Annotated in this window: 15 protein-coding genes and 2 tRNA genes; 8 read left to right on the forward strand and 9 right to left on the reverse strand. The window is 66.5% G+C overall.

Annotation, left to right across the window (positions count from 1 at the left end; genetic code table 11):
- The first annotated feature begins 127 nt into the window (after window positions 1–127).
- Window positions 128–1,336 carry a chromate transporter gene (locus tag F3J15_RS13155; protein ID WP_166891531.1) on the forward strand — a complete coding sequence of 403 codons (1,209 nt, stop codon included), beginning with the start codon at window positions 128–130 and terminating at the stop codon, window positions 1,334–1,336.
- Between the two features lie 65 nt (window positions 1,337–1,401).
- Here the strand turns inward: F3J15_RS13155 and F3J15_RS13160 are convergent, their stop codons facing one another.
- A complete protein-coding gene (locus F3J15_RS13160; protein ID WP_166891534.1) occupies window positions 1,402–1,848 on the reverse strand; it encodes a multidrug/biocide efflux PACE transporter in 447 nt (148 codons plus the stop codon).
- 113 nt (window positions 1,849–1,961) lie between these two features.
- Between F3J15_RS13160 and F3J15_RS13165 the strand changes: the two genes are divergently transcribed.
- The gene (locus F3J15_RS13165) at window positions 1,962–2,846 is read left to right on the forward strand and encodes a LysR family transcriptional regulator (protein WP_166891537.1); all 885 of its coding nucleotides are present in this window, start codon (window positions 1,962–1,964) and stop codon (window positions 2,844–2,846) included.
- Window positions 2,847–2,899: 53 nt separating this feature from the next.
- On the opposite strand, the gene F3J15_RS13170 is transcribed toward F3J15_RS13165, so the two are convergent.
- From F3J15_RS13170 to F3J15_RS13190, 5 genes are all read right to left on the reverse strand, one after another.
- Window positions 2,900–3,358: a CopD family protein gene (locus F3J15_RS13170; protein ID WP_166891540.1), complete on the reverse strand. Its 459-nt coding sequence runs from the start codon at window positions 3,356–3,358 to the stop codon at window positions 2,900–2,902.
- A gap of 250 nt (window positions 3,359–3,608) precedes the next feature.
- Complete coding sequence (gene parC, locus F3J15_RS13175; RefSeq protein WP_166891543.1) at window positions 3,609–5,930, reverse strand: DNA topoisomerase IV subunit A; 2,322 nt, start codon at window positions 5,928–5,930, stop codon at window positions 3,609–3,611.
- A 69-nt stretch (window positions 5,931–5,999) separates the two neighbouring features.
- Window positions 6,000–7,982 (reverse strand): DNA topoisomerase IV subunit B, encoded by a 1,983-nt coding sequence (locus F3J15_RS13180; protein WP_166891546.1) that lies wholly within the window; start codon window positions 7,980–7,982, stop codon window positions 6,000–6,002.
- Between the two features lie 241 nt (window positions 7,983–8,223).
- On the reverse strand, window positions 8,224–10,209 hold the full coding sequence (locus F3J15_RS13185) for an ATP-binding cassette domain-containing protein (RefSeq protein WP_205190798.1): 1,986 nt from the start codon (window positions 10,207–10,209) through the stop codon (window positions 8,224–8,226).
- 273 nt (window positions 10,210–10,482) lie between these two features.
- Complete coding sequence (locus tag F3J15_RS13190; protein ID WP_089446172.1) at window positions 10,483–10,887, reverse strand: DUF4399 domain-containing protein; 405 nt, start codon at window positions 10,885–10,887, stop codon at window positions 10,483–10,485.
- 199 nt (window positions 10,888–11,086) lie between these two features.
- Between F3J15_RS13190 and F3J15_RS13195 the strand changes: the two genes are divergently transcribed.
- From F3J15_RS13195 to F3J15_RS13210, 4 genes are all read left to right on the forward strand, one after another.
- Window positions 11,087–11,269, forward strand: coding sequence for a rubredoxin (locus tag F3J15_RS13195; RefSeq protein WP_006398668.1), 183 nt, complete (start codon window positions 11,087–11,089; stop codon window positions 11,267–11,269).
- 156 nt (window positions 11,270–11,425) lie between these two features.
- Window positions 11,426–11,500, forward strand: a tRNA-Arg gene (locus F3J15_RS13200).
- A 208-nt stretch (window positions 11,501–11,708) separates the two neighbouring features.
- A tRNA-Met gene (locus F3J15_RS13205) sits at window positions 11,709–11,785 on the forward strand.
- A 212-nt stretch (window positions 11,786–11,997) separates the two neighbouring features.
- The gene (locus F3J15_RS13210) at window positions 11,998–12,330 is read left to right on the forward strand and encodes a hypothetical protein (RefSeq protein WP_166891552.1); all 333 of its coding nucleotides are present in this window, start codon (window positions 11,998–12,000) and stop codon (window positions 12,328–12,330) included.
- 54 nt (window positions 12,331–12,384) lie between these two features.
- On the opposite strand, the gene F3J15_RS13215 is transcribed toward F3J15_RS13210, so the two are convergent.
- On the reverse strand, window positions 12,385–13,125 hold the full coding sequence (locus F3J15_RS13215; RefSeq protein ID WP_166891555.1) for an SDR family NAD(P)-dependent oxidoreductase: 741 nt from the start codon (window positions 13,123–13,125) through the stop codon (window positions 12,385–12,387).
- Between the two features lie 115 nt (window positions 13,126–13,240).
- On the opposite strand from F3J15_RS13215, the gene F3J15_RS13220 reads away from it, so the two are divergent.
- Entirely contained in the window at window positions 13,241–13,855 is a 615-nt protein-coding gene (locus F3J15_RS13220) for a TetR/AcrR family transcriptional regulator (RefSeq protein ID WP_089484389.1), read from the forward strand.
- Between the two features lie 39 nt (window positions 13,856–13,894).
- On the opposite strand, the gene eco is transcribed toward F3J15_RS13220, so the two are convergent.
- The gene (gene eco, locus F3J15_RS13225) at window positions 13,895–14,395 is read right to left on the reverse strand and encodes a serine protease inhibitor ecotin (protein WP_069248570.1); all 501 of its coding nucleotides are present in this window, start codon (window positions 14,393–14,395) and stop codon (window positions 13,895–13,897) included.
- Between the two features lie 141 nt (window positions 14,396–14,536).
- Here eco and F3J15_RS13230 point away from each other — a divergent pair, with 141 nt between their 5' ends.
- Window positions 14,537–14,863 (forward strand): hypothetical protein, encoded by a 327-nt coding sequence (locus F3J15_RS13230; protein WP_089446185.1) that lies wholly within the window; start codon window positions 14,537–14,539, stop codon window positions 14,861–14,863.
- A 194-nt stretch (window positions 14,864–15,057) separates the two neighbouring features.
- On the opposite strand, the gene F3J15_RS13235 is transcribed toward F3J15_RS13230, so the two are convergent.
- Entirely contained in the window at window positions 15,058–15,459 is a 402-nt protein-coding gene (locus F3J15_RS13235; protein WP_166891558.1) for a hypothetical protein, read from the reverse strand.
- Window positions 15,460–15,547: the final 88 nt, after the last annotated feature.

Here is a 15,547-nt window from a genome sequence, read left to right on the forward strand (position 1 = left end):
CATTAACTAGCGTTTTCGCGCATGGCAGTGTCATGATGTGCGGTGGACAATCGGGAGGGCCGACGTGTCGGCGGGCCGCCGGCATGGTCACATACGAGAGATTTGGCGCTGCGCCATCCACACAATCATGACAACCGTCGAAGTCGAAGCGACCGCTCGTGTCGAAGAGGCACCGGCATCCCTATGGACCTTGTTCAAGGTCGTCGCCAGCATTTCGGCCGTCTCGTGGGGCGGGCTTTCGATGATGGCGCAACTCGAACGCCATTACGTGGAGCGGCTGCGGCGCATCGAGCCGCACGTCTTCGGCGATCTCGTCGCGCTCGCGTGGCTCGTGCCGGGCCCCGTCGGCTGCAACGTCGCGGTGCAGGTCGGCCAGACGCTGCACGGCCGAGCCGGTGCATGGGTCGCCGGCATTGCGAGCGTGCTGCCGTTCTCGATCCTGATGACGCTGTTCGCGATCTTCTATCAGACGCCGCTCGTGCGCTCGCTTGCCGCACCGGTGCTGATCAATCACTTCGGGATGGTGCTCGCCGCGCTGATCGGCGTCACGTGGGTCAAGCAGTTGCGCTCGCTCGCGCGCACGCGGCTCGAACAACTGATCGCCGCGCTGTCGACGATTCTGCTCGGTTTCGCCCATAATCCGGCCGCCTTCGTCGGGATTCTCTTCGCTGCGTTCGCGGCCGGCTGGCTGACGGGGCCGCCGCAACGCGACGCGGTCGATTTCACGTTGTCGACCCGCGACCGCAACCTGCTCGTGCTGCTCGGCGTACTCGTCACGCTGTTCGCGGTGCCGCTGCCCGGCGATTACCAGGCAACGCTGCTGTGGCCGCGTCTCGCCGGCGCCGGCATGACGCTGTTCGGCGGCGGATTTTCCGCGCTGCCCGTGCTCAAGACGCTGTTCGTCACGCCCGCAACGGGCATCTCCGATCACGACTTTACGCTGGCGTTCGCGCTGTCGCCTGTCGCGCCGGGGCCGCTGCTGAACGTCGTCCCGTTTCTCGGCTACCTGACCGACGGCTGGGTCGGCGCGCTGCTCGCCACGGCCGCGCTGTTCATTCCGTCGGGGTGCCTCGTCGTGTTTGCGCAGAACCACCTGTTCCGGCTCAAGCGCCATTCGCGCTTCGAGCACGGGATGCGCCTGCTGCGCGCGGCGACGACGGGCTTTCTCGTCGTCGCCGTCGTGAAGATCCTGCATCGCGAACCGGCCGACCCGGTTTACTGGCTGACGGGCGCCTTCGCGACGCTGTGCTTTGCGCGCTTCAAGGTGCCCGTCTATGCCGTGTACGGCACGGTCGCGGTTGCTTGCGGCGTGTGGCTGCTGGCCGCCGCGCGCTGACAGGCGGCGGCCGCCCTCCCCGGCGCGCTACCGGCAGTCGCCCCGCTCGCCCGCCCTGCCCGTCCTCAACCTGCCTGCACCGCGACCCGGCGTGCCATCCAGCGGGCGCGCAACGCGTCGTAAGCGAGGTTGAAGCAGAACGTGTAAGGCAGGAAGAACAGCACGATGCCGAGGTCGAGCAGCAGCGCCTCGACGAGGCTCACGTTCAGCCACCACGCGGCGACCGGCACCACCATCACGACGAGGCCGAGCTCGAACGTGACCGCATGCGCGATCCGCATGCCGAGCGTGCGGGTCAGCCCCGCGCGACGCTCGAAGCGGTCGAACAGCGTATTGAACGCCATGTTCCACGCCATTGCGATCAGCGACACCATCACCGTCAGCACGCCGACGTGCGACACCGGCATGTCGAGCAGCCACGCGCCGATCGGCGCGCACAGCGCGATCGCGACCAGCTCGAACGTCAGGGCATGCAGCAGCCGTTCCGTCACCGTTTTGTTGATCTGTTTCATGATTCCCTCCGATTCGCCTACTTCGTTCATGGCCGCCATTTTGATCGGCGAAACCGGGTGAATCCAGTTTGATATCATCGGTTTTACCGATATGTCGTACTCAGGAGCACCGCATGCGCCACGCCCCCGAAGCCCTGCTCGCCTTTGCCGAAGCCGCGTTGCTCGGCTCGTTCACGGCCGCCGCGCGCAAGCTCGGCAAGCGCCAGTCGACCGTGTCGGAAGCGATCGCGAATCTCGAGATCGATCTCGGCGTGCAGTTGTTCGACCGCTCGACGCGCGCACCGACGCTGACCAATGCAGGGCGCGCGCTGCTGCCGCAAGTCCAGCGCGCGCTCGAGGCCGGCGCGGCGATCGACCGCACGGCCGCGCGGCTCGCGCGTGGCGAGGAAGCGCGGCTGACGCTCGTCGTGTCCGATACGTACCAGTCGAAGCGCTATGAGGAAACGTTGATGGCGCTCGAACGGCGCTTCCCGGCGCTCGAGCTCGAATGCCAGATCGCCGAGCACGAAGACGTGCTCGACCTGATCCAGCAGGGCCGCGCGCAGCTCGGGCTGATGGCCGCGCGCGCGGCCTACCCGGCCGACATCGGCGCGGCGACGATCGCGGAGGAGTCGGAAATCGGGCTGTTCGTCGGCCGCACGCACGCGCTCGCCGAATACGGCGACGCCGACGTGCCGCACGCCGCGCTGCGCGACGTGCGCGAACTGCGCCTCAATACCTACGTGAAAACGGAAGGACGCGGCGCCGACGACCGGATCGTCGTCGGCACGCAGCACTGGCTGGCACCGAGCTACCTGATGCTGCTGGAGATGGCCGTGCTGGGGTTCGGCTGGGCCGAACTGCCGCGCTGGATGGTCGACCACTTCGCGCGCGATCGCCTGTGCGAACTGCGTGCGCGCGGCTGGCCGCGCCGTGTGCGGGTCGATGCGGTCTGGTCGCGCAACCGGCCGCTCGGCCCGGTCGGCTCATGGCTGCTCGATGCGATGCTGGCCGCGTAGCGGCGCTTGCCGGCCCACCCGTGACTGCGCGCGGGCTAGCCGGCTCCGGTCAATCAGAAACCGCGCGACAACACCGCCGCGCCGATCGTGACGATGCCAAGCACGAGGTTCACGAGGACGAGCAGGCGCACCGTATTTACCGCGCGTGCGCCGTCCGGCCACTTCTGCGCCTGCACCGCACGGCGGATGCGCGGGAACAGCGCGAACCGAATATGCCCGAAGATCAGCATCATCACGACGCCGAGCCCGGCCATCGCGTGCAGCGACCACGTCGCGTGCGCGCCGCCGAATTGCACAAGCAGGAAGCCGCCGGTCAGCAGGATCACGATCACGGAACCCGATACCCAGTTGAAGAAGCGGCCGAACACGCCCTCGATCAGCGGCAACCGAAGCTGCGGCGACAGGTCGGACAGCGCCGGACGCAGGCAGAAGTTGGCGAAGACCATCCCGCCCACCCACACGGCGACGGCCAGCAGATGAAGAAACAGCGCGACGGAGACAGCATGGGACATGACGGCAATCCTGTGAGGAGGTGGGTGCGGCGAACGGCCGCGTCGCACGCGGCATCGAGCGACGTTCGACCCGATTGTCGCTGCGCGGTTCAGACCCCAGGCGCGATTTCACACTATTTTGCAAGTTCCGCGTGACAGCGCCACGCTTGCTTACCCGAATCCCCCCTCCAAAAGAAAAAGCCGCACGTCCGCCGAAGCGGAGGTGCGGCCTTCGATCGCGACCGAGCCGGACGATCGAACGTGCGCAGCGTCAGCCGAGCAGCGGACGCAGTTCGCTGACGACCTTGAGCTTCGTGTCCGGCGCGCGGCCCTTGCGCGCGCGCTTGCCGACGTGCGGCGCCAGCCCCGCATACGACAGCGTCTCGTCCATCGCCTTGCCGCCGCGGCCGGTGCCGATCAGCACGACGCCGGCCGGATCGATCGCGAGCGCCTGCACGAGCGTTTCCTTGTCGTCGAGCGCCATCAGGATCACGCCGCGACCGCCGCCGGACAGCGTCTTCATCTCGTCCATCCCGAACACGAGCAGGCGGCCGCCGCTCGACAGGCACGCGACCAGCGTCGCGTTCGGCAGCACCGGCATCGGCGCGAGCGGCACCGCACCTGCATCGATCGTCATGAACGCCTTGCCGGCCTTCACACGGCTCACCATGTCGCCGACCTTCGCGAGGAAGCCGAAGCCGTTGCTCGACGCGAGCAGCAGTTGCTGGTCGGCCGGCGCCGCGAAGTAGTGCATCAGGTGCGAGCCCGATTCGAGCTCGATCAGCGACGTGACGGGCACGCCGTCGCCGCGCCCGCCCGGCAGTATCGACACGTCCACCGAGTACACGCGGCCGCTGCTGCCCCATGCGATCAGGCGATCCGGCGTGCGGCACTGGAACGCCGCGTACAGGTGGTCGCCCGCCTTGAACGTGAAGCCGGCCGGGTCGAGCCCGTGGCCCTTCAGCGCGCGCACCCAGCCCTTCTGCGACACGACCACCGTCACCGGCTCGTCGACCACCTTCGCCTCGAACGTCGCGCGCTTTTCCTGCTGGATCAGCGTGCGGCGATCGTCGCCGTACTGCTTCGCATCGGCCTCGATCTCCTTGATCATCAGCCGCTTCATCGCGCTTTCGTTCGCGAGCAGTTCCTCGAGCTTCGCCTTTTCGTCGCGCAACGCTTCGAGTTCCTTCTCGATCTTGATCTTCTCGAGCCGCGCGAGCTGGCGCAGCCGGATTTCGAGAATGTCTTCCGCCTGCCGATCGCTGAGGCCGAACGCGCTCATCAGCGCCGCCTTTGGTTCGTCCGACTCGCGGATGATGCGGATCACCTCGTCAATGTTCAGGAAGACGATCATCCGCCCTTCGAGGATGTGGATGCGGTCGTCGACCTTCGCGAGACGATGGCGGCACCGGCGCGTCATCGTCAGCTGGCGGAACTTCACCCATTCGTCGAGGATCGTCAGCAGGCCCTTCTGGCCCGGCCGGCCGTCGGCGCCGATCATCACGAGGTTCAGCGTCGCATTCGATTCGAGGCTCGTGTACGCGAGCAGCGTGTTCACGAATTCCGTCTGGTCGATCGTGCGCGACTTCGGCTCGAACACGAGCCGCACCGCCGCTTCCTTGCCCGACTCGTCGCGCACCGCGTCGAGCAGGTCGAGCATCGCCTTCTTCGTGTTGAGCTGTTCGGGCGTCAGCGTCTTCTTGCCGAGCTTGATCTTCGGGTTCGTCAGCTCCTCGATTTCCTCGAGCACCTTCTGGCCCGACGTGCTCGGCGGCAGCTCGGTCACGACGAGCTGCCACTGGCCGCGCGCGAGATCCTCGATCTTCCAGCGCGCGCGCACCTTCAGGCTGCCGCGGCCGGTTTCATAGGCCGCCGCGATTTCGGCGTCGCTCGAGATGATCTGGCCGCCGCCCGGGAAATCCGGGCCGGGAATCAGGTTCATCAGCTCCGCGTGCGAGAGCTTCGGATTGCGGATCAGCGCGACCGCCGCGGCCGCGACTTCACGCAGGTTATGCGACGGGATTTCGGTCGCGAGACCGACCGCGATGCCCGACGCGCCGTTCAGCAGCACGAACGGCATGCGGCTCGGCAGCGTCTTCGGCTCCTCGAACGAGCCGTCGTAGTTCGGCATGAAGTCGACCGTGCCCTGGTCGATCTCGTCGAGCAGCAGCTTCGCGATCGGCGTGAGGCGGGCTTCGGTGTACCGCATCGCCGCCGCGCCGTCGCCATCGCGCGAGCCGAAGTTGCCCTGCCCGTCGATCAACGGGTAGCGCAGCGAGAAGTCCTGCGCGAGACGCACCAGTGCGTCGTATGCCGACTGGTCGCCGTGCGGGTGGTATTTACCGAGCACGTCGCCGACCACGCGCGCCGACTTCACCGGCTTCGCGTCCGGGCCGAGGCCCATTTCGTTCATCGCGAACAGGATCCGGCGCTGCACCGGCTTCTGGCCGTCGCACACGTCGGGCAGCGCGCGGCTCTTCACGACGCTGACCGCGTAGCTGAGATACGCCTGCTCCGCGTAGTTGCCGAGCGTCAGCGCGTCGGAGTCCGGTGCATCGGAGCTGGCGAAGAGATCGGAAGTGTTGTCGTCCATCTGAATTCCGTATTCGTAAGTGGCGTGAGGCCGCGCCGGGCGTCGTGCCCGGCCGCGCAGGTGTTCGGCTTAGATGTCCGCTTCGACGTCGTTGCCCTTTTCCTCGAGCCATCCGCGTCGCGCGGCTGCCTCGCCCTTGCCCATCAGCATCGTCATGCGTGCGACGGTCGCCTCGTAGTCGAGCTCGCCGAGCTTCACCGGCATCAGGCGGCGCGTATCGGGGTTCATCGTCGTATCCCACAGCTGCTCGGCGCTCATTTCGCCGAGACCCTTGAAGCGGCTGATGCTCCATTGCGTCTCGCGCACGCCGTCCTTGCGCAGCTTGTCGAGGATCGCCTCGAGTTCGCCGTCATCCAGCGCATAGAGCTTCTGCGCGGCCTTCTTGCCGCGCGCGGGCGCGTCGACGCGGAACAGCGGCGGGCGCGCGACGCACACATGGCCGCGCTCGATCAGTTGCGGGAAATGCTTGAAGAACAGCGTGAGCAGCAGCACCTGGATGTGCGAGCCGTCGACGTCCGCGTCCGACAGGATGCAGATCTTGCCGTAGCGCAGGTTCGACAGGTCGACGCTTTCATCCGGGCTGTGCGGATCGACGCCGATCGCGACCGAGATGTCGTGCACCTCGTTGTTCGCGAACAGGCGGTCGCGCTCGGTTTCCCACGTGTTCAGCACCTTGCCGCGCAGCGGCAGGATCGCCTGGTACTCCTTGTCGCGGCCCATCTTCGCGGAGCCGCCTGCCGAGTCGCCCTCGACCAGGAACAGCTCGTTGCGCGCGATATCTTCCGTCTCGCAATCGGTCAGCTTGCCGGGCAGCACCGCGACGCCCGAGCTCTTGCGCTTCTCGACCTTCTGGCCCGCGCGCGTGCGCGCCTGCGCCTGCTTGATCACGAGTTCGGCGAGCTTCTTGCCGTGCTCGACGTGCTGGTTCAGCCACAGCTCCAGCGCCGGGCGCGAGAACGACGAGACGAGCTTCACCGCGTCGCGGCTGTTCAGGCGTTCCTTGATCTGCCCCTGGAACTGCGGATCGAGCACCTTCGCGGACAACACGAACGACACGCGCGCGAACACGTCTTCCGCGAGCAGCTTTACGCCCTTCGGCTGCAGATTGTGCAGTTCGACGAAGCTTTTCACGGCCTGGTAGAGACCGTCGCGCAGGCCGGATTCGTGCGTGCCGCCGGCCGGCGTCGGGATCAGGTTCACGTACGACTCGCGCACGAGCGAGCCTTCCTCGCTCCATGCGACGACCCACGACGCGCCCTCGCCTTCGGCGAAGGTGTCGTCGCCCGAACGCGAATCGGCAAAGCGCTCGCCTTCGAACAGCGGGATCAGCAGCTCGCTGCCGTTCATTTCGTCGAGCAGGTAGCCGCGCAGGCCGTCTTCATATTTCCACGTCTGGCGCTCGCCCGACTTCTCGTTGACGAGCACGACCTCGACGCCCGGCAGCAGCACGGCCTTCGAGCGCAGCAGGCGCTGCAGTTCGCCAAGCGGCAGGTTCGGCGAATCGAAATACTTCGGATTCGGCCACACCTGCACGCGCGTACCGGATTTCTTCTCGCCGCGACCTGCGGCCTGCGTCGCGAGCGGTTTCACGACATCGCCTTCGGCGAAGCCGAGCTCCGCGATCTTGCCGTCGCGCCAGACCGTCACGTCGAGGCGCGTCGCCAGCGCGTTCGTCACCGACACGCCGACGCCGTGCAGGCCGCCCGAGAACGTGTAGGCGCCGCCCGCGGCCTTGTCGAACTTGCCGCCCGCGTGCAGGCGCGTGAATACGATCTCGACGACCGGCACGCCCTCTTCCGGGTGCATGCCGAACGGGATGCCGCGGCCGTCGTCCTCAACCGATACCGACTGGTCGGCGTGCAGCGTGACCGTGATCTGCTTGCCGTAGCCGCCGAGCGCCTCGTCGGACGCGTTGTCGATGACTTCCTGGATGATGTGCAGCGGATTCTCGGTACGGGTGTACATGCCGGGCCGCTGCTTGACCGGCTCGAGACCCTTGAGCACCTTGATCGATGCTTCGCTATAGGCCGCGCTGGGTTTCTTCGTTGACATAGGCGCTGAATTTCGTCATTCATCGGGACGTTGTCCACACCTCGTGTGGATAACGTCGTGGACAAAACGTTGAGTTCCGTAAAAAAGCGAATCGAAACAACGGTGTGCTTGGACTGCTCCGAAAGCGGGCGCGCGGCGTGCGCTGCGCTGCCCGGGACGCGCGGTATTTTACTGGTTCCGCGTGGCACGCCAATCGCGGAATCGCGCGCAGCGGCCGCCGGCCGCGCGGCGCGTCTGCGTTTTACGCGGGCTTGCGCTTCGCCTCGAGCGTTTCCCACCGTTCGAGCGCTTCGAGCAATTCGTCGTCGATCGCCGCGAACCGCTCGGTCAGGCGCGTGCCTTCCTGCGGATCCTTCGCGAAAATCGAGCCGTCTTCGAGACGCGCATTGATCGTCTTCTGCTCCTCTTCGAGCGCCGCGATCTTCTCCGGCAGCGCATCGAGCTCGCGCTGCTCGTTGAACGACAGCTTCACCGTGCGTTGCGTGTTGCGGCCCGCGGCGCTTTTCGCCGCCTCTTCCTTGACCGGCGCGGCTTCCTTGACCGCACGCTTCGCGGCTTCCTGCTGCGCGAGCTGATCCGCGCGCGCGCTCTGGATCTGCCAGTCGCTGAAGCCGCCGACGTATTCGCGCCACTTGCCGTCACCTTCGGCCGCGATCACCGACGTCACGACGTTGTCGAGGAACGCGCGATCGTGGCTGACGAGCAGCACCGTGCCGTCGTAGTCGGCCAGCAGTTCCTCGAGCAGCTCGAGCGTCTGGATGTCGAGGTCGTTGGTCGGTTCGTCGAGCACCAGCACGTTGGCCGGACGCGCGAACAGGCGCGCGAGCAGCAGCCGGTTGCGCTCGCCGCCCGACAGCGACTTCACCGGCGAACGCGCGCGTTCCGGCGCGAACAGGAAATCGCCGAGATAGCTCATCACGTGCTTGCGCACGCCGCCGATCTCGACCCATTCGCTGCCGGGGCTGATCGTATCCGCCAGGCTCTTGTCCTGGTCGAGCTGTGCACGCATCTGGTCGAAATAGGCGACCTGCAGGTTGGTGCCGATGCGCACCGTGCCTTCGTCGGGCTTCAGTTCGCCGAGAATCAGCTTGAGCAGCGTCGTCTTGCCGGCGCCGTTCGGGCCGATGAAGCCGATCTTGTCACCACGCATCACCGTCGTCGAGAAACGATCGACGACCGCGCGGCCGCCGTAGCGCTTCGTCACGTCGGTCAGTTCCGCGACGATCTTGCCGGACTTCTCGCCCTGCGCGACATCCAGCTTCACGTTGCCCAGCGTGTTGCGGCGCTCCGCGCGCTCGTTGCGCATCTGCACGAGCCGCGCGATGCGGCCGACGCTGCGCGTGCGGCGCGCTTCGACACCCTTGCGGATCCACACTTCTTCCTGCGCGAGCAGCTTGTCGAACTTCTCGTTTTCCACGCGCTCGATTTCGAGCTGCTGTGCCTTGCGCGTCTGGTACGCGGAAAAATTGCCCGGGTACGACAGCAGCCGGCCGCGATCGAGATCGACGATGCGCGTCGCGACGCGGTCGAGGAACGCGCGATCGTGCGTGATGAACAGCAGGCCCGCGCGCTGCGCGACGAGCAGCTCTTCCAGCCAGCGGATGCCGTCGAAGTCGAGGTGGTTGGTCGGTTCGTCGAGCAGCAGCACGTCGGGCTGCAGCACCAGCGCGCGCGCCAGCGCGACGCGCTTCTGCATCCCGCCCGACAACGCATCGACGGGTGCATCGACGTCCGCCAGGCCAATCTGCGCGAGCGTCATCGACACGCGCGTGCGCCAGCTCCACGCGTCGTGCGCATCGAGCGACGACTGCAGCGCGTTCATCCGCGCGAGCAGCGCATCATGCTCGGCGCCTTCGGGGATATCCGCGAGGCGATGCGCGATCGAATCGTATTCTTCGAGCAGTTCGCGCGTGTGCGCGAGCCCCGATGCGACTGCATCGAACACCGTCGCGCCCGGCTCGAATTCGGGCTCCTGCGGCACGTAGACGGTCACGAGTTCCTGCTGGCGCGTGACCAGCCCGTCGTCGGGCTTCGCGAGCCCGGCGACGATCTTCAGCAGCGACGACTTGCCCGCGCCGTTGCGGCCGATCAGGCCGACGCGCTCGCCGGCTTCCAGCGAGAAATCCGCGTGATCGAGCAACGCGACGTGACCGAACGCGAGTTGCGCGCCGGAAATGGAATAGAGCGACATGGGGAGACGGCGAAGAGAGAAATCGGAAGCGCCCATTGTACCGGTCGCGGGCGGCGTCACCGGCATGGCCGGACGGATAAGGCCGACAAACGGGTTGGGAGGCGGGTTGGAACCTGCATTTGACGGCTGGCAGGCGGCCATCGACGCGCAGCGACGCGATGCGATGGCGCGCTGGGTGCGGCCGGCTTCCGGTAGCGGACGCCGGCCGCGAATTCCGAGCGAAAGGGCCAACGTGGGCCGGATGCCTGCAGCCGGCCGATCGCCCCTCCCGCGCCGGACGCCTCGGGCGCCCGTACGCGGCACACGCAGTTACTTCACGTTGACCGTGATCGTCGAGCTCAATTCGGGGCCGTACGAGCGGTGGATGCCGTCGCCCAACTGCAGCGTCAGCGTGTGCTGGCCGGGCGGCAGCTTGATGTCGGTTTCGGTCTGGGCCTTGCCGAAGTGCAGCGAACGCTCGCTCGCGGGAATCACGTCGCCCTTCGGAATCGGCCGGCCGTCGATCAGCAGGTGATGATGGCCACTGTTCGGCGTGTGGTCGCCGGCCGGTCGAAGCTCCATTCCTTCGAGCCCGAACTTCACATGCACCGGGTTCGACACCGTCGCGCCCTCGCTCGGCGCTTCGAAATACACACGCGCCTCGGCCCGTGCCATCGTCGACACGGCCATCGCCGCCACACATACCGCACCTGCGATCCACTTTCTGTTCAGCATCGCATTCTCCTTATGATTGGATAGCCCGCGAAGCATACACCGCACGCACGGGATATGTGTTTCGGTTGCGTTGTTCGCGATGCGTACGTTTAAAACGACGTTGCGGAGCCGTTCGACGAAATTCCGGTACCATTGCGCCTTTCGTCCGCCGGCCAGGCCGCGGACGGCATCACCGGATTTCCATTTTCCCGAGCGCTACATGAGTGAAGTAACCGAATACCAGAGCTGGGTCTGCCTGATTTGCGGGTGGGTCTACAACGAAGCGGAAGGGCTGCCCGACGAAGGCATCGCGCCCGGCACCCGCTTCGCCGACATTCCCGCCGACTGGCGCTGCCCGCTGTGCGATGTGGGCAAGGAAGATTTCGTCGTCGTCGATTTCTGATTCGCTGACACGCTGATTTCCGATCGCGGCTGATTGCGCGATCACGCGCGCCGGCATGCATTCCGCCCCGCCGACGCGCCGCGCGTTTGCTATACTCTGCGCGCTGTCCACACTGCCGTCCGGTTCGCGTTTTTTGCGTTTCCCCCGGACATGGCTCTCCCCGTAGTTCAATGGATAGAACAAGCGCCTCCTAAGCGCTAGATACAGGTTCGATTCCTGTCGGGGGGACCAGCCATCCTCATGGCCTCATCCACTTTCCCCACGACCAAGTACCGCAACGACGCCGACGAAAAGCGTCTGACGTCGAAGCAGATCGGGAAGCATCGGCAGGCAACCTGCACGCCGGATCGTCGCGCGCGGAGAAGGTGGGCCGCCGATTCCATTCGACGTAATTCACCAATCGATTGACTCTCCACATCAGCCCTAGTACACTTCGCGCCGCGGGGTGGAGCAGTCTGGCAGCTCGTCGGGCTCATAACCCGAAGGTCGTAGGTTCAAATCCTACCCCCGCAACCAATACCGAAGCCCGCTCTGCGAAAGCAAGCGGGCTTCTTGCTTTCCGCGTGCACTGCTGCGTGCTCAAAGCCTGCCAGCATCACATACGGATCGACGAGCATTCAGCCGCCGGCCTCCCCTGCGACACACGATCGCATCTCGCCCGATCGCCACGGCCCTGCGCCGCATATTGCGTAGAATTCCGAACCTTCTTCAGCCCCCGGACTCACGCAATGATTCGAGCGATCGCGGCACTCGCCGCGCTTTCAGCGATGACCGGCACGGCAAACGCCGCCGACACCCTTACCGCACCCGCGAAGCCGCGCTACGTCAGCCCCGGCATCGCCAACATCACGAACGCAGCAGCACCGCACGCGGAAAACCCCTCGCCCGACTCACGTTGCCGTGAACTGGCCGCCGGCATCGACGCCGTCACGCACGCCCCCGACCGCGGCCAGAAGGTCGTTCGCGGGATGGCCCCGGACGGCAAGCAACGCAACGAACTGCGCGCTTACGACAAGCGCGCCGATCTCGAAACCGAGCATCACCGGCTCGGCTGCCGATAACGAACGCAACACCGCCCGGTCGAAAACTCACGCCGGGCGTCGGCATTCACGCACTCACGCGTTCGCACCGCCATCGATCGTCAACCCGGTCCCGTTGATCGACCGCCCTTCCGGCCCGACCACGAACGCGACAAGCGCCGCCACGTCGTCGGCCTTGCCGTACTGCGGGATCGCCATCCGCGAACGCTGCGCACCGGCATGTTCGCCGTCGGCCGGGTTCATGTCGGTATCCGTCGACCCCGGATGCACGATATTGACCGTGACGCCGCGCGGGCCGAGATCGCGCGCAAGCCCCTGCGTCCAGCCGATCAGCGCGGCCTTGCTCGCCGCATAGAGGCTCATCCCCGCATCGGGCACGCGCGTGGCGAGGCAACTGCCGGTCGACACGATGCGCCCACCCTCGCCGAGATGCCGCGCCGCCGCCTGCGACGCGACGATCACCGCGCGCACGTTCACGTTCAACGTCGCGTCGATATCGTCGAGCGTGAGGTCGTCCAGCCCACCGGCCCGGAAAATCCCCGCGTTGTTGACGAGAATGTCTAGACCGCCGAACGCCTCCGCCGCACGATCGACCGCGTCGCGCACGGCCACCGGATCGGCGCTGTCCGCCTGGATCGCGACGGCGCGGCGGCCCAGCGCCTCGATGCCGGCGACGACGGCCTGCGCCCGCTCCGCCGATTTCTCGTAGGTAATCGCGACGTCCGCGCCATCGGCCGCCAGCCGTTTCGCGATCGCCGCACCGATGCCACGGCTGCCGCCCGTGATGAGCGCACGCTTGCCCTGAAGTCGGTTCATGTCGGTTCCTTTCCTCATTTATGTAACGACCGACACAGAATGTGGCAAGTTGCGCGACACAGTCAATTGATTTAATTTATCGATCGATACAGAAATCGACGAAGGGACGGACACAATGGCTGAACGGGGCCGACCGAGAAGCTTCGACAAGGAAGCGGCGCTGGATCGCGCGATGGAGGTGTTCTGGCGCCTCGGCTACGAAGGCGCGTCGATGGCCGACCTGACGGCCGCGATGGGCATCGCGTCGCCGAGCCTGTATGCGGCGTTCGGCAGCAAGGAAGCGTTGTTCCGGCAAGCGCTCGATCACTACGGCGCAACGGAGGGGCGGGAAATCTGGGGGGGCGTCGAACAGGCCGGCAGCGCGCACGACGCCGTACGGAACTACCTGATGGATACCGCACGCGTGTTCACGCGGCGGTCGAAGCCGGCGGGCTGCCTGATCGTGCTGTCAGCACTGCACCCGGCCGAGCGTTCCGATACGGTCCGGCAAACGCTGATCGCGATGCGCGAGCGCACGGTCGAGAACCTGCGCGAACGCCTCAGGCAAGGCGTCGCGACCGGCGAGATCGCGGCACACGCGAACCTCGACGCAATCGCGCGGTACTACGTGACGGTCCAGCAGGGGATGTCGATCCAGGCGCGCGACGGTGCGAGCCGTCGCGATCTGGAGGCCGTCGCACAAGCCGCGCTGGCCGCGTGGCCAGCGCTCGTCGGCACAGGCGGCGCGTAGCGGCAGGACGCCGCCACCACGCGCGGCCGCGCCGTGGCGTTACTGCTTCGCCGCGTGCTGCACGTCCTTCGACGCATGCCACACGCGATAGCGCACCTCGAAGCCGTCCGGCACATAGACGACGAGCGGCAGGCGGCTGTTGTAGCGCAGCAGCTGGCCGTCACCACGCACCTGCACGAATCGTTGCTGCGGCGCCTGCCCCGGGCATGCCATCAGCGTCGATGCCGGCCCCTTCACGTCGGTGAGCCGGTAGTACGTATAGCCCCAGCCCTTCACGTCCTCGGCGGTCAGCTCACCGCCGAACCACTGCTGGTTGCAGTCGGTCTGCAGCGTCTTGCCAATCATCAGCTCGACGCGCGCATCGCCTTCGCTCTCGAGCGCGGGCAGCGCGATCACGACGCGCTGCTGGCCGGCCGCTGCCTGCGGAAACATCTTGATCGACTCGGCCGTCACGGCGGGCGCCGAAGCGGGCCCCGCCACGCAGGCGGCGGCAGTCGTCACGCAGAAGGCGGCCAGTGCGGCCCGGATCGCGAATTTCATCGATGTACTCCTGAAAAACAAATGAGCCCCGGATGCTAACACTTTCGCCACAGGACCTTACGGCCTGTAATTTGAAGACACAATTGCAAACAGCTGGCAATTCCCTTGCGCGGTACTTATAGCGAATCAACGGAGAACATCATGCTGAAGCTCATTGCTGCCGCCGGCGTCGCGACCCTGCTGGCCGGCTGCGTCGTCGCCCCGGACGCCGGATACGGTTACGGGCAACCCTACTATTCCGATCCCGGCTACGGGTACGCGCCGTCGCCCGTGTACGGCACGGTCAATATCTGGGGCGGCGGTGGCGGCGGACGCGACTGGGATCGCGGCCGGCGCGATTACCATCGCTGGGACGGCGATCGTGGCAACCGTGGCGATCGCGGCAACCGCGGCAACGGCTGGGGGCACGGCGACGGGCGCCGCGGCGACTGGAACGATGGCGACGGTGGCGGCGGCCATCGCCACTGACGCATATTTGCAACCGTTTGTATCCGAGCACGGCCCGCCGACGGCCGACCCGTCACGCAGACGAACGGACGGCCGCGCAAAAGACCAAGGCCCTCGCATCAAGCGAGGGCCTTTTGTCGTCCACTGCGGCGAAGTGAACGTCGGCGGTGCCGGCCGTCCGGCGCCGACCGATTACACGTCGCGCGGCCGCCCCCTCACCAGCCTGCCGGCTGCGCGTAGCCACCCGACACGGGCGCGCCGCACACATACGCGCGCTGGTAGCGGTCGTAGCAATAGCTCGGGCCGTCGTCCTGGTACTGCGCCTGCTGGTAGGTCGGATACGCAGGCTGCTGGTACGCGGGCGCCTGGTAGTACGTCGGCGGCTGATAGGCCGGTGCCTGGTACGCAGGCGCCTGATACGCGACGGGCGGATTCATTGCGGACGTCACGATCGCGCCGAGCACCGCGCCGCCGATCAAGGCGCCGATGACGGCGCCACCGTCGCGGCCATGCGCGGACGCCGGGCCTGCCACGGCAAGCGAACCGGCGAGGACACACACTGCGGCAATTTTTTTCATGATGGACTCCCACGCGAAGTGGTACTGGATGCGATGCATTGTGGCGGCTCGCGGCCGTAATAGATGCAGCAAGTGGTAACGCGCGATTACCGGTATCACGCCCATCGCAATGCGCCGTCGCCGTGCT

The organism is Burkholderia sp. Ap-955 (genome assembly GCF_011753045.1).
GTDB classification, from domain to species: Bacteria; Pseudomonadota; Gammaproteobacteria; order Burkholderiales; family Burkholderiaceae; genus Burkholderia; species Burkholderia lata_D.

Bases quoted from the DNA above. Each gene is read 5' to 3' on its own strand.
- F3J15_RS13155 (WP_166891531.1), top strand. From the start codon at position 128: ATGACAACCGTCGAAGTCGAAGCGACCGCTCGTGTCGAAGAGGCACCG.
- F3J15_RS13160 (WP_166891534.1), bottom strand. From the start codon at position 1,848: ATGAAACAGATCAACAAAACGGTGACGGAACGGCTGCTGCATGCCCTG.
- F3J15_RS13165 (WP_166891537.1), top strand. From the start codon at position 1,962: ATGCGCCACGCCCCCGAAGCCCTGCTCGCCTTTGCCGAAGCCGCGTTG.
- F3J15_RS13170 (WP_166891540.1), bottom strand. From the start codon at position 3,358: ATGTCCCATGCTGTCTCCGTCGCGCTGTTTCTTCATCTGCTGGCCGTC.
- parC (WP_166891543.1), bottom strand. From the start codon at position 5,930: ATGGACGACAACACTTCCGATCTCTTCGCCAGCTCCGATGCACCGGAC.
- F3J15_RS13180 (WP_166891546.1), bottom strand. From the start codon at position 7,982: ATGTCAACGAAGAAACCCAGCGCGGCCTATAGCGAAGCATCGATCAAG.
- F3J15_RS13185 (WP_205190798.1), bottom strand. From the start codon at position 10,209: ATGGGCGCTTCCGATTTCTCTCTTCGCCGTCTCCCCATGTCGCTCTAT.
- F3J15_RS13190 (WP_089446172.1), bottom strand. From the start codon at position 10,887: ATGCTGAACAGAAAGTGGATCGCAGGTGCGGTATGTGTGGCGGCGATG.
- F3J15_RS13195 (WP_006398668.1), top strand. From the start codon at position 11,087: ATGAGTGAAGTAACCGAATACCAGAGCTGGGTCTGCCTGATTTGCGGG.
- F3J15_RS13210 (WP_166891552.1), top strand. From the start codon at position 11,998: ATGATTCGAGCGATCGCGGCACTCGCCGCGCTTTCAGCGATGACCGGC.
- F3J15_RS13215 (WP_166891555.1), bottom strand. From the start codon at position 13,125: ATGAACCGACTTCAGGGCAAGCGTGCGCTCATCACGGGCGGCAGCCGT.
- F3J15_RS13220 (WP_089484389.1), top strand. From the start codon at position 13,241: ATGGCTGAACGGGGCCGACCGAGAAGCTTCGACAAGGAAGCGGCGCTG.
- eco (WP_069248570.1), bottom strand. From the start codon at position 14,395: ATGAAATTCGCGATCCGGGCCGCACTGGCCGCCTTCTGCGTGACGACT.
- F3J15_RS13230 (WP_089446185.1), top strand. From the start codon at position 14,537: ATGCTGAAGCTCATTGCTGCCGCCGGCGTCGCGACCCTGCTGGCCGGC.
- F3J15_RS13235 (WP_166891558.1), bottom strand. From the start codon at position 15,459: ATGCATCGCATCCAGTACCACTTCGCGTGGGAGTCCATCATGAAAAAA.